At 70.6% G+C, this 19,287-nt stretch carries 16 protein-coding genes; 13 read left to right on the forward strand and 3 right to left on the reverse strand.

From position 1 onward, the window contains the following. Positions 1-146: 146 nt before the first annotated feature. Complete coding sequence (locus BIV01_RS15570) at positions 147-1,310, forward strand: baeRF2 domain-containing protein (protein WP_071303435.1); 1,164 nt, start codon at positions 147-149, stop codon at positions 1,308-1,310. A gap of 68 nt (positions 1,311-1,378) precedes the next feature. Here the strand turns inward: BIV01_RS15570 and BIV01_RS15575 are convergent, their stop codons facing one another. Continuing rightward, the gene (locus tag BIV01_RS15575; protein WP_071303593.1) at positions 1,379-2,524 is read right to left on the reverse strand and encodes an MFS transporter; all 1,146 of its coding nucleotides are present in this window, start codon (positions 2,522-2,524) and stop codon (positions 1,379-1,381) included. A gap of 107 nt (positions 2,525-2,631) precedes the next feature. On the opposite strand from BIV01_RS15575, the gene BIV01_RS15580 reads away from it, so the two are divergent. After that, on the forward strand, positions 2,632-3,333 hold the full coding sequence (locus tag BIV01_RS15580) for a GntR family transcriptional regulator (RefSeq protein WP_254790679.1): 702 nt from the start codon (positions 2,632-2,634) through the stop codon (positions 3,331-3,333). An 81-nt stretch (positions 3,334-3,414) separates the two neighbouring features. Here the strand turns inward: BIV01_RS15580 and BIV01_RS19970 are convergent, their stop codons facing one another. Then, a complete protein-coding gene (locus BIV01_RS19970; protein ID WP_156794780.1) occupies positions 3,415-3,570 on the reverse strand; it encodes a hypothetical protein in 156 nt (51 codons plus the stop codon). A gap of 208 nt (positions 3,571-3,778) precedes the next feature. Here BIV01_RS19970 and BIV01_RS15585 point away from each other — a divergent pair, with 208 nt between their 5' ends. The 7 genes from BIV01_RS15585 to BIV01_RS15615 all read left to right on the forward strand — a co-directional run bounded on the left by BIV01_RS15585 (position 3,779) and on the right by BIV01_RS15615 (position 12,630). Continuing rightward, complete coding sequence (locus BIV01_RS15585) at positions 3,779-4,885, forward strand: LacI family DNA-binding transcriptional regulator (RefSeq protein WP_071303436.1); 1,107 nt, start codon at positions 3,779-3,781, stop codon at positions 4,883-4,885. Between the two features lie 259 nt (positions 4,886-5,144). Beyond that, positions 5,145-6,875: an ABC transporter substrate-binding protein gene (locus BIV01_RS15590; protein WP_254789384.1), complete on the forward strand. Its 1,731-nt coding sequence runs from the start codon at positions 5,145-5,147 to the stop codon at positions 6,873-6,875. Then, positions 6,872-7,852: an ABC transporter permease gene (locus tag BIV01_RS15595; RefSeq protein WP_071303437.1), complete on the forward strand. Its 981-nt coding sequence runs from the start codon at positions 6,872-6,874 to the stop codon at positions 7,850-7,852. Before BIV01_RS15590 ends, BIV01_RS15595 begins: the two co-directional genes overlap by 4 nt. Then, positions 7,849-8,781, forward strand: coding sequence for an ABC transporter permease (locus BIV01_RS15600; protein WP_071294400.1), 933 nt, complete (start codon positions 7,849-7,851; stop codon positions 8,779-8,781). Before BIV01_RS15595 ends, BIV01_RS15600 begins: the two co-directional genes overlap by 4 nt. Beyond that, a complete protein-coding gene (locus BIV01_RS15605; RefSeq protein ID WP_083414079.1) occupies positions 8,778-10,565 on the forward strand; it encodes an ABC transporter ATP-binding protein in 1,788 nt (595 codons plus the stop codon). Before BIV01_RS15600 ends, BIV01_RS15605 begins: the two co-directional genes overlap by 4 nt. After that, positions 10,562-11,434, forward strand: a complete 873-nt coding sequence (locus tag BIV01_RS15610) for an alpha/beta fold hydrolase (protein ID WP_071303438.1) — start codon at positions 10,562-10,564, stop codon at positions 11,432-11,434. Before BIV01_RS15605 ends, BIV01_RS15610 begins: the two co-directional genes overlap by 4 nt. An 8-nt stretch (positions 11,435-11,442) precedes the next feature. After that, complete coding sequence (locus BIV01_RS15615) at positions 11,443-12,630, forward strand: family 1 glycosylhydrolase (protein ID WP_139199484.1); 1,188 nt, start codon at positions 11,443-11,445, stop codon at positions 12,628-12,630. Between the two features lie 62 nt (positions 12,631-12,692). Here the strand turns inward: BIV01_RS15615 and BIV01_RS15620 are convergent, their stop codons facing one another. After that, positions 12,693-13,589 (reverse strand): ankyrin repeat domain-containing protein, encoded by an 897-nt coding sequence (locus BIV01_RS15620; protein ID WP_139199452.1) that lies wholly within the window; start codon positions 13,587-13,589, stop codon positions 12,693-12,695. A gap of 67 nt (positions 13,590-13,656) precedes the next feature. Between BIV01_RS15620 and BIV01_RS15625 the strand changes: the two genes are divergently transcribed. The 4 genes from BIV01_RS15625 to BIV01_RS15640 are packed head-to-tail and all read left to right on the forward strand — an operon-like array spanning position 13,657 to position 19,258. After that, a complete protein-coding gene (locus tag BIV01_RS15625; RefSeq protein ID WP_071303440.1) occupies positions 13,657-14,985 on the forward strand; it encodes a lipopolysaccharide biosynthesis protein in 1,329 nt (442 codons plus the stop codon). Further along, the gene (locus BIV01_RS15630) at positions 14,982-16,442 is read left to right on the forward strand and encodes a hypothetical protein (RefSeq protein ID WP_071303441.1); all 1,461 of its coding nucleotides are present in this window, start codon (positions 14,982-14,984) and stop codon (positions 16,440-16,442) included. The genes BIV01_RS15625 and BIV01_RS15630 overlap by 4 nt, the downstream gene beginning before the upstream one ends. Before the next feature lie 56 nt (positions 16,443-16,498). Then, a complete protein-coding gene (locus tag BIV01_RS15635) occupies positions 16,499-17,920 on the forward strand; it encodes a polysaccharide biosynthesis tyrosine autokinase (RefSeq protein ID WP_071294405.1) in 1,422 nt (473 codons plus the stop codon). A gap of 57 nt (positions 17,921-17,977) precedes the next feature. Beyond that, on the forward strand, positions 17,978-19,258 hold the full coding sequence (locus tag BIV01_RS15640) for a hypothetical protein (RefSeq protein WP_139199454.1): 1,281 nt from the start codon (positions 17,978-17,980) through the stop codon (positions 19,256-19,258). Positions 19,259-19,287: the final 29 nt, after the last annotated feature.

A 19,287-nucleotide genomic window follows, 5' to 3' on the forward strand; every position in this document is an offset into this window, starting at 1 on the left:
ACAGAACCGAGCGCAGCTGTACTTTCACGAAGACTCTGGACGTTCCCTCCGGACGTGGAACACCGTGCCCCGTCGGGGTGGAGTGTGGGCCAACACGAAACGTCGGGGTCCGTGACAGCCCCGGCATCCGTCCGAGAGGAGCTGCCATGACGTCGACCAACGCGACGAGCGAACTGCACGGGATCCTGGGACAGCGGCTGGAGGGCGGTGGGACCTGGGCCTGGGCGTACGCCGACGTCTCCGGCAACGTGGAGGACCCCCGACGGCAGGCGGCACTGAAGCTGCGTGTGGTCGAGGAGGCCCTCCGTGCGCAGGGTGCGACCGACGACGTGGTCGACCTCGTCGCCGGCGAGTTCGAGCAGGAACCCGGCGTCCCCTCGCCCGTCACCCGGTACGTGCTGGTCCACGACGGTGCGCTCGTGCTGAGCGAGGTCCTGCCCGGGCACCTGCACGGCGCGGAGTCGGTCGGCGTCGGTGCCGTCCCCGACCTCGTGCCGCTCGTCGCCCACCGGCCCGTCGACCTGCCGTTCCTGGTGGTGCACGCCGGCAAGGAGGGCGGAGCCTTCCGTGCCTACCGACTCGGCCACGCGCCGCTCGACGCGACCGGCGGTGAGCAGCAGGTCCAGGGGCGCAACGACACCCTGCACTACGCCAAGGCCGGGACCGGGTGGAAGCAGCCGCACTGGCAGCAGCACACCGAGGAGATCTGGAAGCAGAACTCGTCGGAGACGGCCGCCGCCGTGGACGAGGCCGTCCGGACACTCCGACCCGGACTGGTCGTGGTCGCCGGGGACGTCACCGCGCGGGAGCTCCTCGTGAAGGCGCTGTCCTCGGAGACCCGGGCGCTGACCTCCGTCTTCCCGGGGGACCCCCGCGCCGACGCCTCGTCGAAGCAGGCGTTCGTCGAGCACGTCGAGACCGCGCTCGCCCGGGTCGTCGCCACCCGCCGCCACGACCTCGAGGACCTGCTCCGCACCCACGTCGGTCGGGGCGACAACCTCGCGGTGACCGGGCTCGGAGCAGTCGTCGGGGCGCTGCAGCAGGCGCAGGGATCGGTCGTCGCGCTCGACGCCGTGGCGGTCGGGGAGCGGACGCTCCTCGCGCTCGCCGGTGCCCCGTGGGTGGCGACGGCGCCGGAACAGGCTGCCGGGACGCCCGTCATCGGAGCGGTGCCGGCGGTGTGCGCGCTCGTGCGTGCGGCGGTGCTGACGGACGCGGAGCTCGTGCTCGTCAACGCGGCGTCGCTGCCGGGTGGGGTCGCGGCGGCGGCGTTGCTGCGGTGGCCGGTGGGGCCGGCCGTCCCCGCGTGATGCGGTGAGCACCTGACGGACGGGAGGCGCGGTGCCGGCTGGCGCCGCGGCTCTCGTCCGTCCCGCGGTCAGTCGTGGGAACGATCGCGCCGGGGCACCAGCGGCAGCGCCAGCAGCGGCAACACCCCCACGATCGAGAACGACGCCGCGAACCCGAGCGCCCCGACGAGCGCGCCGACCCCGGGACCCACGGCGCTCGCCGCGATGAACTGCCCGGTGTTCTGCGCCCCGAGCGCCCGCCCGGACCAGAACGGCCCCGCGGCCTCGGCAACCGACGTGTACGCGAGCCCGTTGTCCGCGACGGTGACGCTCGTGGCGACGACGAGGAACACCGCGGCGGCGGCGAGGTGCGTGGCGTCCACCAGCGCCAGCAGCCCCATCACCACGGCGGCGCTCACCGCGACGATCCGCAGCGGCCCGACGCGCGAGGCGGCGCGGTCGCTCCAGGCGCCGACGAGGATCCTCCCGACGGCGCCGACGAACTGCGACGCCCCGACGAGCAGTCCCGCGGCCGGGGTCGACCAGCCGAGGCCGACGAGCCACACCAGGCCGTACGTGGACAGCGTGAACTGCGGCACGACGAGCAGGACCGACACCGCGTGGATCCGCCACAGGAACCCGTTCGCCCGGTACGGGTTCGCGACGTGCTCCACCGGGGCGTCCGCACGCGCGGGGCGGGGCGGGTTCGCGATGCCGATCGCGCACAGCACGGCGAGCACGGCGCACAGGACGACGGGCAGGACGAGGGCCGCGCGGATGCCGTCCGCCTCGGCGAGCTGCGGGACCGTGACGGCCGCGAGCGTCACCCCGAGCGGCTGCGACATCTGCCGGATGCCCATCGCGAGGCCGCGCCGCTCCTTCGGGAACCACCCGACCACGACGCGGCCGCTCGCGGCGTTCGTCGAGGCGCTCGTCATGCCGGCGGCGAGGAACGCCAGGCCGAGCAGCACCGGGTCGCCCGCTGCCAGCCAGGCCTCGACGACCGCGAGGGTCGTGAGCACGAGCCCGCCCGCGATGACGACGCGCTCGCCGACGCGGTCGGTGATCGCGCCCCAGGCGATGAGCGTCAGGACCATGCCGAACGTCGGTGCGGCGGCCAGGAGCCCGGCGAGGGTGAGCGTCGTGCCGCGGGCGTGCAGGTACGGGATGAGCAGCGCGGGGGCGGACACCACGAGGGTGCCGGCGGCCTGGGCGGCGACGCCGAGGCCGAGCATCGTCCAGGCGCGGGAGGTGGTCGTCACGAGATCGTTTCAGTGTGGAACGGATTGGTATACCATTACGGTATACCATCCGGTCCGGATCGCCGCTAGGCTGGATCGCCGTGACCGAGACGACCGATGCAGCGCCCGTGTCGCAGACGAGCCAGCTCTACGACAACCTCCGAGCCGCGATCCTCACGCTCGAGATCGCCCCGGGGGAGCGCATCTCCGAACGTGGTCTCGAGGCGCGGTTCCACGCCTCACGGACCCCCGTGCGCGCAGCCCTGTCGCGGCTCGAGCGCGAAGGGCTCATCCTGCACGAGGGTCGCTCGTGGACGGTCACCCCGATCGACCTCGACGAGATCGCCTCGCTCGCGGAACTCCGCGGCGTCCTCGAACCCGCCGCCGCCCGGCTCGCGGTGGCACGCGCGTCCGAGGAGCAGCTCGCCGAGGTCCGCGGCCACCTCGACACCCTCCGGCCGACGCCCGACCAGCAGGCCGGCATCCGGATGGGCTCGACGTTCCACCTCGACCTCGCCGCGCTCGGCGGCAACCGGTTCATCACCGACGCCATCGCCGACGCACTCACCCGCCTGGAGCGCACGCGCTGGATCGAGGTGCGCACGCCCGAGGCCCGCGACGCCGCGTGGGAGGAGCACAGCGCCATCATCGACGCCGTGCGCTCCGGGGACGCGGACCGCGCGGCCGAGCTGCTCGCGGCGCACGTCGCCGGCACGAACGACCGGCTGCTGGCGTGGATCGCGCAGGAGCGCCGGCGTCTGCGGGGCGCCGGCATGGCGATCGTGGGCAGCACCGAGCGCTGACGCGACGGCCGTGCCGTGGACGCGCCCGCCTGCAGAGGGCGCGGTGCGGGGCGGACCCGCACCGCGCCTCCGGGAAGGCCGCTACGGTTTCGTCGCCGCGTCCTCGGCCGCGTCGATCTGGTCGAAGATCCAGGCGTTGCCGCCGTCGGAGTGGTCGAGCAGTGCGTCTCGCACCTCGGCCTCGTCGGTGGTGAGCCGGATCGCGCTCTTGCTGCCGGACCGTGTCGATTGGGACATCGCGTCTTCTCCTGTGTGTGTGGGCACCGTCGTTGGTGCGCTTCCTCACGGGACGTGCTGAGGTCGTGACAGTGTCGCGCGCGCTGTCCGGATCGCGCAAGGGGTTTCCGTCACATGTGGGAAAGTCCCGGCCGGCACCATGCCTAGGATGGTCCGGCCGCGCGGCTCGCGGCACGACACCAGCGGACGTCGGACAGGAGGGACGGGCTTGGCCGAGCAGCGCACCGCACCTCCCACGGTCTACGACGTGGCCTCCGCGGCGGGCGTCTCCATCGCCACCGTCTCCCGCGTGCTCCGCACGCCGGACGCCGTCCGCGAGGGCACGCGCGACCGGGTCCAGGCGGCGATCCGGACACTCGGGTACGTCCCCTCCGGGAACGCACGGGCCCTTGCGGGCAAGCGCACCGGCGTGGTCGGACTGCTGCTGCCCGGGTTCGACGTCGTGCCGGACGAACGCCCCGACCTCGTCACGGACGGCGGCGTGCGGGTCGTCGACGACCGGCGGCACGTGACGCAGCCGTTCTCGTCCAACCTGTACTTCGACGAGGTCCTGCGCGGCGCCGAGACCGAGGCATGGCAGCGGGGTCTGGCGCTGATGGTGGCCGCGGGGCGGGGGTCCTCGCGGGACGTCATCGTGAACGACGTCGCCGGCCGGGTCGACGGTCTCGCGGTGCTCGCCCAGACGGTGCCGGACGACCTGCTCGAACACGTCGCTCGACGGATCCCGGTCGTGGTGCTCGCCGACGACCGGCGCTCGCACGGGTTCGACTCGGTGAGCGTCGACAACGCCGCGGGAATGCGGACACTCGGCGCGCACGTGATCGGGCGGCTCGGCATCCGGTCGTCGCTCGTGTACCTGGCGGGGCCGATCGACTCGCCGGACGACATCGAACGCTCCGCGGGGTTCCGCCAGGCGCTCGAGGACCACGGGGTGCCGGCGTCGTCGGTGCGTGTCGTGCACGGCGACTTCGGGCGTGCGCGGGCCCGGGAGCTCGCGGCCCAGCTGCTCGACGGGGACGCCGTCCCGCGGGCGATCGTCTGCTCGAACGACCAGTCGGCGCTCGGGGTGCTCGACGCCGCGGGGGCGAGTGGTGTGCGGGTGCCGGAGGACCTCGTCGTGACGGGCTTCGACGGCATCGACGCGGGTCGGTTCTCGTCGCCGCGCCTGACCACCGTGCACCAGCCGATGGGGGAGCTCGGGCGCGCGGCGGTGCGGGCGATCGTGGACCGGCTGGAGCGCCGCGAGGGGCCGCCGCGGGCGATGCGCCTGCCGGTCGAGGTGCTCCTGCGCGAGAGCTGCCCGCCAGCGCTGTAGGTGGCGGCTGCGCCGGTGCGCGAGCTCCCGCGGCGCCGTGTCGCCGCTGCGAGGTCCCGCGTCGCCGCGTCGCCGCAGTGTGCGAGGTTCTGCGCACCGTGGGACGCTCGCGCCCCCGCACGCTGGTCGGAACCTCGCACACTGCGGTCCGGACTGCGCGCACACGTGCCGCCCCGCGAAACAACCCGCCCGGTTGCGCGACGCGATGTAAGCGCATACATTGTCTCCGTACCGACTCGACACGGAGGTCGACCGAGCAATGACGCTTCCCCCACAGCGCGTCCCAGCGCGCACCCCGGGCACCCGCCGGGGACGGAGAGGCCGCCTCATCGCGGCCATCGCCGGCATCGCGGTCGTGGCCCTCGCGGCCACCGGCTGCAGCATCCAGGTCCGGTCCCAGCCGGACCCGAGCATCGGCAAGGACACGATGCTCATCAACGCGGACCACGGCAACCCGCTGTTCGACCGCAACTTCAACCCGTACATCGCGAACGCCCGCACGGCGAGCAAGTGGATGTACGAGCCGCTCATCGAGATCAACCCCCTCGACGGCAAGGGCACCCCGTGGCTCGCGAGCAGCTGGGACCAGCCGGACGCGCGCACGATCGACATGACGATCCGCAAGGGCGTCGAGTGGTCGGACGGCTCGCCGTTCAGCGCGAAGGACGTCGTCTTCACGTTCGACCTGCTCAAGAAGTTCCCGGCGATGGACGTCAAGGGCGCCTGGCAGCACATCGACAGCATCGAGAGCACGGACGGCCACGTCGTCTTCCACCTCAAGGGCGACGACGTGCCGAGCCTCAACATCATCGGCGCGACGTACATCCTCGGTGAGAAGCACTACGGCGGCGTGAAGGACCCGACGACGTGGCGTGACCCGAACCCCGTGGGGACCGGTCCGTTCGTGCTCGGCAACTACACCGACCAGCAGTACTCGATGGACAAGAATCCGAAGTACTGGCAGGCCGACAAGATCGCCATCAAGCACCTGATCCTCCCGGCGACGAACACGCAGCTCGACACCGTCACGCGCGGCTACGACTGGGCGTACTCCTTCATCTCCGACGTGAAGGGCACCTGGGGAGCGGCGTCGAAGACGAACACGTGGTGGTTCCCGGCCGGCGGCGTCATCGGTCTCATCCCGAACCTGACGAAGGCGCCGTACAACGACGTCAACGTCCGGAAGGGCATCTCCCTCGCCCTGGACCGCGACGACATCGCCGAGACCGCGTCCGAGGGCAACCTGGCGGCGGCGGGCCAGACCGGCCTGATCCTGCCGAACCAGGAGAAGTACCTCAACCCGGACATCCCCGACCAGGGCATGGTCGCGCAGGACGTCGACGCCGCGAAGCAGGCGTTCGCGAAGTCCGGCTGGACCGAGCAGGACGGCAAGATCATGAAGGACGGCAAGCAGCTGTCCATCACGATCATGACCGCGAACGGCTACTCGGACTGGCTCCGCGCCGCGCAGACCGTCCAGCGCAACCTGACGGCCATCGGCATCAAGGTGTCGATCCAGGCACCGCAGCCCGCCGGCTACCAGTCGAACCTCAACAACGGACAGTTCGACATGGCGATGGGCGGCATGGGCAACGGTGACGTCTACCAGGCGTTCAACTCCCTGCTCTCGAGCGACTTCTACCAGCCGGTCGGCAAGTCGACGGTGAACAACTACGAGCGGTACCAGAACGCCGACACGCAGAAGCTCCTCGACGAGTACAAGGCGACGACGGACACCGCGAAGCAGCAGGAGATCCTCAACCAGCTGCAGGAGATCGTGTACGACGACCTGCCCGTGATCGGCATGTACTACGGCGGACTCTGGGGCCTGTTCAACACCGGCAAGTTCGTCGGCTGGCCCAGCGCCGAGGACCCCTACATGGCGCCGCAGAACTACGACTCGGCACCGCTGCTCATCTTCTCGAAGCTGCGGCTCCGCGACAGCGCAGCCGGCCGGGCGATCATCAAGGCCGAAGAGGACCAGAAGTGAAGTACACCCTCCAGAAACTCGTCCTCTTCGTCCTGACCCTCTGGGCCGCGGTCACGCTGAACTTCGTGCTCCCGCGACTCATGCCCGGCAGCCCGACCGACGCCGCCCTCGCGAAGCTCAGCCAGAACGGCCCGGTGACCGACGCCACCAAGAAGGCCATCGAGGCCCAGCTCGGCGTCCCGAGCGGCAACCTCTGGGACCAGTACGTCAGCTACCTGCACCAGGTCATCACCCTCGACTTCGGCACGAGCTACACGTTCTACCCGCAGCCCGTCGGGGACCTCGTCGCCCAGGCCCTGCCGTACACGCTGATCCTCGTCGGCGTCGTGACGATCCTGGCGTTCGTGCTCGGCACCCTGATCGGTGTCGGCGCGGCCTGGAAGCGCGGCACCTGGCTGGACTCGCTCCCGACGCTGTCGGGCTCGTTCATGTCGACGTTCCCGTACTTCTGGACGGCGCTCCTGCTGCTGTTCTTCCTCGGCTACGTCCTGCACTGGTTCCCGACCACGGGCGCCTACTCCGCGACGACGACCCCGGGCCTGAACGGTGCGTTCCTCGGGGACGCCCTGCAGCACGCGGTCCTGCCGGCGATCACGATCCTCGTGACGAGCCTCGGCGGCTGGATCATCGGCATGCGCAACGCCATGATCAACACCCTCGGTGACGACTACGTGACCTTCGCTGAGGCGAACGGCCTCCGTGGTCGCACCGTGGCGATCCGGTACGCGGCCCGCAACGCGATCCTGCCGAACCTGACCGGCTTCGGTCTGGCCCTCGGTGGTGTGGTCGGCGGTTCGGTCCTGGTCGAGCAGGTGTTCGGCTACCCGGGCATCGGCTACCTGCTGTTCAACGCCGTGATCGGGCAGGACTACCCGCTCATGCAGGCCCTCTTCCTGATGATCACCGTGTCGGTGCTCATCGCCAACTTCATCGTGGACGTCCTCTACGGCGTCCTGGACCCGAGGACGCGCCGATGACCACGATCGCAGTTCGCACGCAAGCAGAAGAACCCACCGCCCCGAGCAAACTCCGAGCCGCCGCCCGCCAGTTCGGCGTCGTCTGGAGCAACACCAAGGCCCGGATCGGCATCATCATCCTCGCCGTCTTCGTGATCGTGGCGATCTTCGCCCCGCTCCTCGCCCCGTACGGCGCGAGCCAGAACGGGTTCGCCCGGAGCGCCGACGCCACCGGTGCGCACTGGATGGGCACGACCGCCGCCGGCGAGGACGTCCTGTCGCAGATCATCTACGGCGCCCGGATCTCCGTGCTCGTGGGTGCCGTCGCGGGGCTGCTGTCCACGCTCGTCGCCGTCGCGATCGGCCTGAGCTGGGGCTACGTCCGCGGCTGGATCGCCGAGGTCATCGGGTTCATCGTGAACCTCTTCCTCGTCATCCCCGGCCTGCCGCTCATGATCGTCATCGCCGCGTACCTGCAGAACGGCGGCATCACGGTCATCATCGCGGTGATCGTGGTCACCGGCTGGGCCTGGGGCGCGCGCGTCCTGCGCAGCCAGACGCAGTCCCTCCGCGGTCGTGACTTCGTGACCGCGGCCCAGTTCTCCGGCGACGGTGCGACGCGCATCGTGTTCCGCGAGATCCTGCCGAACATGACGAGCCTCATCGTCGGCTCGTTCTTCGGCGCGGCCACGAGCGCGATCCTCGCCGAGGCGGGCCTCGAGTTCCTCGGACTCGGCGACTCGTCCATCGTGAGCTGGGGCACGATCCTCTACTGGGCGCAGAACTCGAACGCCCTGCTGACCGGTCAGTGGATCCTGCTGTTCGCCCCGGGTCTCTGCATCGCACTCCTCGCGATGAGCCTGACCCTGATCAACTTCGGCGTCGACGCCGTGTCCAACCCGCGACTGCGCGAAGGCGCGCGTCGCAAGCGCAAGGAGGCCACCGCATGAGCGGCTCGCGTTCCGAACCGATCGACGGCCTGGAGGCGCGGGACGGCGCCGCCACGCGCCTCCCGTCCGACACCACGAGCGCCACGCAGGACGTGCTGCTCGACGTCCGCGACCTGTCGGTCGTGTACGAATCGGCCGGCCAGGAGGCCGTCCAGGCGGTCGACCACGTGTCCTTCCAGCTGCGGAAGGGCGAGTTCGTCGGCCTGGTCGGGGAGTCGGGTTCCGGCAAGTCGACCCTCGGCTACGCGCTGACCCGGCTGCAGAAGCCGCCGGCGCGGACCAACGGCGGCAACATCTTCTTCGGCGGCCACGACATCCGCGACCTCGACGAGGAAGCCCTCCGGCAGCAGCGCCAGGGCGGGTTCGCGATGGTGCTGCAGTCCGGCATGAACGCGCTCAACCCGGTGCGGACCATCCGCAACCACTTCATCGACATCTTCAAGGCGCACGGCCACGTGTCGCGTGACCGCTGGGACGCCCGGATGAAGGAGCTCATCGAGAAGGTGAAGCTCCCCACCGCCATGCTCGCCCGGTACCCGGGAGAGCTGTCCGGCGGCATGCGGCAGCGCGTGTCGATCGCGCTGGCGCTCTCGCTCGAGCCGCAGCTCATGGTGTTCGACGAGCCGACCACCGCGCTCGACGTCCTCGTGCAGCACGCCGTGATGGACACCATCATCGAGCTGCAGCAGTCCGAGGGCTTCACGGCCATCCTGATCAGCCACGACCTCGGCATCGTCCTCGAGGCGACCGAGCGCGTGCTCGTCATGCACGAGGGCCGCATCGTCGAGGACGGCGGCTCGAAGGAGATCCTCCGCGACCCGCAAGACGAGTACACGCAGATGCTGCTGTCGCACTACGCCGACCCGCGGGCGTCGGTCGTGTCGCTGCCGGGGTTCCCGGACCGGGCGGTCCGTGCTGCTTCAGGCGAGAAGCGGCAGGAGACGACCTCGTCGTTCAGCACGGTCGGTTCCCGCGAGCGCAGCGCCGCCCGCAACCCGATCGTGGTCGAGCACCTCGTGAAGACCTACCCGGCACCCCGTCGCGGCGAGCAGCCGGTGCAGGCGGTGCGCGACGTGTCGTTCACCCTCGAACCCGGGCAGTCGCTCGCCCTCGTCGGCCAGTCCGGATCGGGCAAGTCGACGATCGCGAAGATGCTGACCGGCGTCGAGAAGCCGACGACCGGCACGGTCCGGTTCGGCGACACGGACGTGGCGAAGCTCGGAAGACGGGGGCTGAAGGACCTCCGCTCCGAGGTGCAGATGGTGTTCCAGGACCCGTACGCCGCGCTCAACCCGCTGCACACGGTCGAGTACACGCTGTCCCGCCCCGTCGCGAACTACACGAACCTGCGCGGGCGCGATGCCCGGAAGCGCGTGCTCGAGCTGCTCGAGACCGTGGGCCTGACCCCGGTGGAGCAGTTCGCGCAGAAGCTCCCGCACCAGCTCTCGGGTGGCCAGCGCCAGCGCGTGGTCATCGCCCGGGCGCTCGCGTCCGACCCGCAGGTGATCATCGCCGACGAGCCGGTCTCGATGCTCGACGTGACGCTCCGTGCCGGGGTGCTCGCCCTGCTCGAGGACCTCCGCGAGCAGTGGGGCGTCTCGCTCCTGTACATCACGCACGACCTGCTCAGTGCGCGGCTCATCACGGACGACATCATGGTGCTGCACGACGGCGCCGTGGTCGAACGGGGCCGCACGGCCGAGGTGCTGCAGCACCCGCAGGACGACTACACGGTGGCGCTGCTCGACGCGGTGCCGAACCCACGACGGGCGCTGCTGGCATGAGCACGCTCCGCGACTTCCCGACGGTCCCGCCGTTCGGCCACCTGCCCACCCCCGAGGGCGTCGACGTCGTCGGCATCGACCTCCCCGTCGGCCGACTCACCGCCTACCGCGTCGTGCCTCCCGGGCCGTCGAAGGGCACCGTCCTCGTCGTGCCCGGGTACACCGGCTCGAAGGAGGACTGGCGCACGTTCATGCCGCTCCTCCGGGACGCCGGCTGGACCGCGGTGGCGATCAGCCGCCGTGGCCAGGCCGACTCGGCACGGGCATCCGGACCGTCCGGCTACACGCTGGCGGAAGAGGCCGCCGACGTCGTCCGGGTCGCACGGCTGCTCGACGACGGCGCACCCGTGCACCTCATCGGCCACTCGCTCGGCGGCGTGATCGTCCGCGAGGCGGCCATCGCCGACCCGAGCGCCTTCCGCGACGTGGTGCAGTTCTGCTCCGGACCGTACGGCTGGCCCTACCGCAAGGTCGCCGAGCTGACGATCCTGCACGACACCGGCGGCAACCTCCGCCAGCTGTTCGACTCCACCAACCCGCTCTGGGCGTACCGGCCCGACGAGGAGCTCCCCGACGACCCCCGGTTCGTCCGTGAGCGCTTCGACGCGCACGACCCCGCGAGCGTCGTCGCCGGCGGGCACATCCTCGAGGACCACACCGACTCCTCCGCCGCACTCCGCGCCACCGGGCTCCCGGTGCTCGTGACCCACGGCGAGTGGGACGGCGCCTGGCCGATCCCCTGGCAGCGGCAGATGGCGGAGGACACCGGCGCCGCCTACGAGGTGATCCCCGAGAGCTACCACGGCCCGCAGGTCGAGAACCCGTCGGCGACGCTCCACACCTTCGACCGCTTCCTGTCACAGCACTGAAAGGCACGATCATCACCACGCTGCAGTTCCCGAAGGGCTTCCTCTGGGGCGCCGCCACCGCCGCGCACCAGATCGAGGGCAACAACGTCAACAGCAACTGGTGGGTGCACGAGCACGAGCCCGACACCACCATCGTCGAGCCCTCGGGTGACGCCGCCGACAGCTACCACCGGTACCGCGAGGACATCCGCATCGCGGCCGACCTCGGCCTGAACTCCTACCGGTTCAGCATCGAGTGGGCACGGATCGAACCCGAGCGCGGGTTCGTCAGCCGCGCCGAGATCGACCACTACCGCCGCGTGGTCGAGACCTGCCACGAGTTCGGCATCGAACCGATCGTCACGCTCATGCACTTCACCGTGCCGCGCTGGTTCGAACGCGACGGCTTCTGGCGCGCCCCCGACGCCGCCGACCTGTTCGCCCGCTACACCGAGGCTGCGCTCCCCGTCGTGCAGGACGGCGTCCGCTACGTCTGCACGATCAACGAGCCGAACATCGCGGCGATGCTCGCCGGCGGTGAGGACGCGGCGAACCTGGTCGCCTACGGCCTGCCGAACCCGGACCTCGGGGTCGCCGATGCCCTGCTCGCCTCGCACAAGCGCTCGCGGGAGGTCCTGTCGCAGGTGTCCGGCCTGCAGTCCGGCTGGACCATCGCGACGCAGGCCTTCAAGTCCAACGGCGAACCCGGTGCCGACGAGATGCTCCGCGAGTACGGGTACCCGCGCGACGACTGGTACCTCGAGAACGCCGCCGGCGACGACTTCCTGGGCGTGCAGGCCTACACCCGCACCTTCATCGGACCGTCGGGCCCGCTCCCGGTGGCCGACGACGTCGAGACGACCCTGACCGGGTGGGAGTTCTACCCCGAGGCCTCGGCCGACGGGCTCCGCAGCGCGTGGGAGCTCTCCGGGCACGTGCCGCTCATGATCACCGAGAACGGGATCGCCACCGCCGACGACTCCCGCCGGGTGGCCTACACGCAGGGCGCCCTCGAGGGCATCCACGCCTGCATCGAGGACGGCATCGAGGTCCTCGGCTACCAGCACTGGTCGCTGCTCGACAACTACGAGTGGGCGTCGGGCTTCCGCCCGACGTTCGGGCTCGTGTCGTGGGACCCGGTGACGTTCGCCCGGACGCCGAAGGACTCGGCGCGGTGGTACGGGCGGGTCGCCGCCGCCAACGCGCTCACGGTCTGAGAGGCAGCCGGAGGGCGGACGGGAGGCGCGGTGCCAGCTGGCACCGCGCCTCCCGTCCGTCGTCAGTCGCCTCGGGGCGGCTCGTGAGGCGGCCGGTCGAACCAGGCCAGGAGGATCTCCTCCGCCCGGCGTGAGCCGCGCTCCTGGGCGATGTCCATCGCGGTCCGCCCCTCCGCGTCCTCGACCCGGACGTCCGCACCGCGTTCGAGCAGTGCCTCGGTCGTGCCGCGGTTGTCGAACCAGACGGCCGCGTGCAGCGGCGCGAAGCCCCACCGCGGGTCGACCTCGTCGATGCCAGCGGGGTCCTGACCGATGCCGTCGAGCGCCAGCGAGAGGCCGCCGACGTCTCCGTGCGCCGCAGCCCGCACCGCCGGGGTCGCCCACTCGACCCAGCCGTCCGGGACCGGGCCGTGCCAGCCGTGGGCAGGGCGTGCCTCGAGCGCTGCCCAGTCCTCTTCGTCGACCGGCCGCACCTCGATCACGACGTCGCGGAAGTGGATCGCGAGTTCGCCGGTGGGGGAGACGAGCAGGCGCAGTTCCCAGACGTCGGCGTCCACGTGCGCGATCTCACCGCGGGAGACGTGGACGTCACCGGCGAGCAGGTCGAGCGCCTCCGTGTCGGACGGATCGAGGACGGCACGGTCGAAGCGGAGGGACACCCGCGCGTGGTTCCACCGGCGCCAGAGGCCGTCCGGGGTGTCGAGCACCTCGTCGTTGCGGACGACGAACACGGCGTGGACGGTGTGGGTCGGTGTGGCGTCGACGCCGGCGTCACCGTGGCGGCCGGCCTCCTCGATGCGCCAGCTCTGGATGCGGGACTCGCTCCACGTGACGGACGCGAGGGCGGCCACGGACGGCGGGGCGTCGGTCACCAGGCGTGCGAGGTGCTCGGGGTAGCCGTCGACGTCCTCGAGGGAGACGTACCCGACGGCGGGCCAGCCCACTCGACTCCATCGCACGATGACGACCTTAGCGGGTGCGGGGAAAGTCTGGCGCTCAATACCTAGCATTTGTTATATTAGTTACGTGACCACTGACCCGACACCGTCCCGCCGCCACGGCTCGGACACGCTCATCACGATCGCGGGGAGCGCCTTCGCTCCGCTCGCGGCGCTCGCGACGGCACCGATCCTCGCGCACGGGCTGTCACTCGACGGTCGGGGGGCTGTCGCATCCGTCACGGCGCCGCTGCTGCTGGCCACGACGATCGGGACGATCGGTGTCCCGGCGTCCGTCACCTTCCACGCGGCCCGACGGACTGGTCCACTCGGGCGGCTGGTCCTCCGGGGGGCGCTGCTCGTCGCGGTCGTCGCCGTGCTGGTGACGGTCGCCCTCGTCATGCTGAGCGACTGGTTCGCCGGCGGCGACGCGCCGCTCGCACGTCTGGTCTCGATCGCCGCGTGCGCCGTCCTGCCGAGTCTCGTCGTCCTGGTCCTGCAGGCGGCCGCAGGTGGCTCCGGTCGCTGGCGACTCGTCGCCGTGGAGCGGTTCCTCACGGCCGCCGTCCGGCTCTGCGGCATCGGCGGGGCGGCCATGGCGGGCTCGCTCTCGATCGAGCTGGCGGTGGCGGTGCTCGCGCTGTCGCCCGTCCTGGGCGGCTTCGCCTACCTCGGTCTCCTCCGGCGCACGGCCATTCGTCCGAGCGCAGCCGCTGCTCCGGGCACCGGCCCGACGATGGGATCGATGCTCGGGTACGGCGCGCGGGTGTGGATCGGGACCGTCTCGGGTGCGCTCCTGCTCCGGCTCGACCAGGCCCTCCTGACACCGTTGGTCGGCGTCGAGGCGCTCGGGCTCTACGTCGTCGCGGTCACCGTCGCCGAACTCCCACGAGTGATCAGCGACGCGGCGCGCGACGTCTCGTTCAGTGCCGACGCCGCTGATCGGTCCGACGAGCGCCTGGCACGGACTGCGCGCATCGCCTCGAGCGCGGTGCTCGTCGTGTCCGTCGTCCTCGCGTTCGCCGCACCGCTGCTCGTCCCCGTCGCGTTCGGCGACGACTTCGTCGGTGCCGTCCCGCTCGTGCTCGTCCTGCTGGTCGCGACGTGCATCGGAAGCGCATCCACGATCGGAGGTGCGGCGCTCATCGCGCGCGGACGGCCCGGTGTGCGCAGTCTGGCATTCGTGCTCGGCTGCCTCGTGAACGTCGCCGTCCTGCTCGTGCTGACCCCGGCGATCGGGGTCATGGCCGCGGCGGTCTCGACGCTCTGCGGCGGCGTCGCGATCGCACTCGTGAACGCGATCGCACTGCACCGCGTACTCGGCTACGACCCGCGGCGCCTCGTCGGCCTGCGACGCTCGGATCTCGTCGTCGTCAGGGCCGCAGTGGTGCGACGTCTCCCCGGAGGCGCCGCGTGAGTGCCCTCGTGTCGTCGCCTGCGCGCATCGCGTCGTCGGTCGGAGCCCCGCGTCCCGGCCTGCTCTTCCCGATCCTGTTGCTCGCGGTCTTCGTCGCCGGGGTGCTCGCGTCGAGCGCACTCGACGGTGCGCTCCAGCTCGCAGCAGTGGGCACCTTCCTCCTCGCGCTGCTCGTGGTCCCGGCGATCCAGGCTGTGCGGAGCGGAGCGGACATGTCGGGCTTCGTGCTCGTGCCCACCGTCATCTCTGCCACCCAGAACCTGTACCTCCTGCTCGTCGCCGACGACGTGGCGCCGAGCGCCCTCCAGGTCATCATCATCCTCAACTTCGTCGATGCCGTGCTGCTCGTGGCGATCCTCGCCGTGTGCCGCCCTCGCGCGTCCACGGCCGCGGTCCCCGACCCGGTCGCCGACAGCCGGACGGTGCTCGTCCGCCGATCTGTCCTGGTGATCGCCGGGCTCCTCGTCTTCACCGCGCTCGGGCTCGTGCTCTTCCGCGCGGAACCCGTCGCTGCCGTCGCCTCGTTCCGCAACCTGGTGACGCCGATGCTCTTCCTGCTCATCGGATTGCTGGCGTCGACCCAGACGCGGGTGAACCGCTACCTCGGGGCACTGGCGGTGCTGGGGGCGTGCACCGTACTGTTCGGCTTCTTCGAGCTGAGTGCCCCGCAGTTCTGGGAGCGAGCAGGTCTGCGCCACCTGTGGGAAGCGAAGGGTCTCGGCATCGCCGACGTCCGTCCGCTCCCCGCCAACTTCTACTCGTCCGAGGAGTTCGACGGCGAGATCGTCCGTCGGATGGTGTCGTCGTTCGCCGACCCCGTGAACTTCGGGACCTTCCTCTTCGCCGCGTTCACCGCCGCCATGCTCGTCCGGAGCCGGCTCGTCATGCTGTTGACCGCCGTCGGTGCCGTGATGACGGTGAGCAAGGGCTTCTTCCTGTCGGTGTTGATCCTCGTCGCGCTCTGGGCGCAGGTCTACGCGCACCCGGTCGTGCGCGTGCTGTCGATCATCGTCGTCGTGGGGGCCGGCGCCGGGTTCTACCTCTTCACCCTGGACAACTCGAGTGGCTCGACGGCGGCACACGTCGGTGGGTTCACCGCGGCCTTCGTCGAGCTGCCCGGGCATCCGCTCGGACGCGGCGTCGGGAACGTCGGTGTGCTCGCCGGGCTCTTCGACGGCGGGAGTGAATCCGAGGTCCAGGAGTCCGGCGTCGGCGTGATCATCGCACAGCTCGGCATCCCCGGGATCCTCCTCTACGCCGTGTTCTTCTGGTCGGTGATCGCGCATGCCCGCCACCTCGCCGATGCGCGCCTGCGACTCGGCGCGCTCGCGCTCATCCTCGGGTTCCTCGCCAACGCGACCTTCAACGAGGTCGCCCTCAGTCCGAACTCGGCCGCGCCGTACTTCGTGGCGCTCGGACTGATCCTCGGCACCGCGAAGCGTCGCACCCTTGAATGACAATAACATGTGATATATCATTGAGCCAACCACCTCCTTCAACGAGACGAGTACCCATGGACTTCTCGAACGCGATGCGTCTGCTCCGCTCCGGCTGGTGGCTCCTGCTCCTCGGTGCCCTGCTCGGTGCCGCGGGTGGGGTCGCCCTCACTGTTGTAAGCACGCCGTCGTACCAGGCGACCACGCGCCTCTACGTCGCAGTGCAGACCGGCCAGTCGCAGAGCGCGTCCGAGCTCAACCAGGGCTCGAGTGCCGCCCAGGCGAAGGTGCTCGGCTACGTCCCGGTCGTCACGAGCGCTCCGGTCCTCGAGCCGGTCGTGCGCGAACTCGGTCTCGATCGGACGCCGAAGGCGCTGGCGTCCGACGTGTCGGTCTCGACGCCGAAGGGTTCGCAGCTGCTCGACGTGTCCGTGCAGGGGCACGATGCGGCGCAGGTGACCCGGATCGCGAACACGATCGGTACGAGCATCGGCGCCGTCGTCGAGGATCTCGAGCAGCCGCTCGCCGACGGCAGCAGCCCGGTCAAGGTGACCACCCTCCAGCCGGCGACGCAGCCGACCGGCCCGATCGATCCGCGGCCGTCCTTCAACCTCGCGCTCGGGACGCTCCTCGGCCTCGCACTCGCCATCGCCGCGCTCTTCATCCGCTCGATGCTCGACACGAGGATCCGGACCGCTTCGGACGTGGCGGCGGTGGCCGACCTGCCCGTCCTCGGCGCGATCGGCTTCAACCCCGACCACGAGACCCAGTCGTTGTTCATGCGGCACGCACCCCGCGGCGCGCTGGGTGAGGCGATCCGCGACCTGCGCACCAACATCGCCTACCTCGCCGGTCACGCAGAGATGCAGACGGTCATGGTGACGTCCGCCATGCAGTCGGAGGGCAAGACCACCACGTCGACCAACCTCGCGATCGCGATGGCCGACTCGGATGCCCGCGTGCTGCTCATCGACGCGGACCTCCGCCGGCCGCGGGTCGCCCAGGTGTTCGACCTCGAGGGCGCCGCCGGTCTCTCCGATGTCCTGGTCGGGCGTGCTGAGCCGAGTGACGTCGTCCAGCAATGGGGCGACGGTGGCCTGCACATCCTGCCCGCGGGGCGGATCCCGCCGAACCCGAGCGAGCTCCTCGGATCCCAGAGCATGCAAGTCCTCATGGAGGAGTTCGGCCGCACGTACGACCTCATCGTCGTCGACGCGCCCCCACTGCTGCCGGTCACCGATGCCGCGGTCCTGTCGAAGGTCTGCAGCGGTGTCATCGTCGCGGCGTCCGCCCGGTCAGGGCGCAAGGCGCATCTCCGCGCAGCCCTCGACCGTCTCGAGAAGATCGAGGCGCGCATCCTCGGCGTGGTCCTGACCATGCTGCCGGCCCGCCGTGGTGGCGACTTCTCCTACGGTGTCTACGGCGGCTACTACGGCGACGCGCCGGCTGTCGCCACGGGGCCCGTCAGTGTCCAGGGGGCGGCGCGTCGGCGAGCCTGATATCGCATGCATACATATTCCTCGTGACGACATACCGGCCGGAGCTACCCTCTCGCCATGCGATTCACCAAGCCGGTCCGGCTCGCCCTTCGTTCCCTCCCTGTCGTCCTCGCCTCGATTCTCGTGCTCCACCGCATCGTCGCGGGCGGCCCCACCCAGGCGAGCGAGCATCCGGGGTGTTCGTGGCCGACGACTCCGGCGGCGGATGTTCCCTACCGCACAGACTTCGGGACGCCCCAGAACGCCGCCTGCGCGGTCAGCGACGTGCCGTTCGACTTCGGGCGACTCGACAGTCCGCCCGCAGCCACGATCGACTCCGGCATCGACGTCGTCGCGCACTGGTACCAGGGGTTCGGCAACGAGACCTCGTTGGCGTCGTCGGACTGGAACGGCTGGTACGACTGGCGGTGGAACAAGCCCGACAACACCGGCGACGGCGTGGCCGCGCCGGGCTGGGACCCGTCGCGGGCTCCGCTGATCGGCAACTACCGTGGTGACGACCCCGATGTCCTGGGCTGGATCGCCTACTGGTTGGCATCGGGCGGCGTCGACGCGGTCAGCTTCCCGAACGCCGCCGGCTTCTCCTCGTCCTGGTCGAAGGACGGCACCTGGTCGCACGCCTACTTCGAGGAGACCCCGAACGCGAAGGCTCTCGGCTACGTCCTCCCGCTCGCGAACAAGGGTGGTGCCGCCGAGATCAGCCGGCGGGCGCAGGAGCTCGTCGCGTTCGTGGCAGCCCATCCGTGGGCTCACACCGAAGCAGTGGACGGCGGACGCTACGCCGTGGTCAACGTCTGGGACCTCGAGGCGCTCCGCGGCAACTTCGACAACTACCAGGGAAGTGCGAAGTCGACGGCGTTCCTCCGAGATCTCGCCGATCGTTTTCGATCGATCGGGTACGACGGTGTGACCGTGCTCGCCCGCAACGGCGGTGTGATCGCCGCGAACGCCGACTCGCTCCGAGACGACCACGTCAACGTGTACTTCTCGTCGTACGACGGCAAGTACGCCGGCGCGACGACGAACGACGGGTACGACGCCTACGTCGACTCGTTGGACACGACGACTGCGTTCGGCCGGCAGAACACCGTCCCCGGTGTCTTCACGTCCCTCGAGACCGTCAAGCCCCATCCGTCGTCGTACGCCGTCGCCGGTGCTTCGCCGGAGTCGTTCCGCCGACTCCTCCGGAAGACAGTCAGCGCGATCGACCAGCAGGGGCTGCCACGCATGATCACCGTGTACAACGTCTCCGAGTGGGCAGAGGGCGGGCCGGGGCTGATCCCGAACGCCCAGGACGGCTTCGGGTACCTCGAAGCACTCCGCACGACCGTCGGGTAGCGCGCAGACGCGAAGGGCCTCGCTCGTCG

It is taken from the genome of Curtobacterium sp. MCBA15_013, assembly GCF_001865095.1.
GTDB lineage: Bacteria > Actinomycetota > Actinomycetes > Actinomycetales > Microbacteriaceae > Curtobacterium.

What these genes read in the sequence shown, in the direction of transcription:
- BIV01_RS15610 (WP_071303438.1), top strand. Translation starts at nt 10,562, where the DNA reads ATGAGCACGCTCCGCGACTTCCCGACGGTCCCGCCGTTCGGCCACCTG.
- BIV01_RS15600 (WP_071294400.1), top strand. Translation starts at nt 7,849, where the DNA reads ATGACCACGATCGCAGTTCGCACGCAAGCAGAAGAACCCACCGCCCCG.
- BIV01_RS15575 (WP_071303593.1), bottom strand. Translation starts at nt 2,524, where the DNA reads ATGCTCGGCCTCGGCGTCGCCGCCCAGGCCGCCGGCACCCTCGTGGTG.
- BIV01_RS15570 (WP_071303435.1), top strand. Translation starts at nt 147, where the DNA reads ATGACGTCGACCAACGCGACGAGCGAACTGCACGGGATCCTGGGACAG.
- BIV01_RS15605 (WP_083414079.1), top strand. Translation starts at nt 8,778, where the DNA reads ATGAGCGGCTCGCGTTCCGAACCGATCGACGGCCTGGAGGCGCGGGAC.
- BIV01_RS15590 (WP_254789384.1), top strand. Translation starts at nt 5,145, where the DNA reads ATGACGCTTCCCCCACAGCGCGTCCCAGCGCGCACCCCGGGCACCCGC.
- BIV01_RS15640 (WP_139199454.1), top strand. Translation starts at nt 17,978, where the DNA reads ATGCGATTCACCAAGCCGGTCCGGCTCGCCCTTCGTTCCCTCCCTGTC.
- BIV01_RS19970 (WP_156794780.1), bottom strand. Translation starts at nt 3,570, where the DNA reads ATGTCCCAATCGACACGGTCCGGCAGCAAGAGCGCGATCCGGCTCACC.
- BIV01_RS15635 (WP_071294405.1), top strand. Translation starts at nt 16,499, where the DNA reads ATGGACTTCTCGAACGCGATGCGTCTGCTCCGCTCCGGCTGGTGGCTC.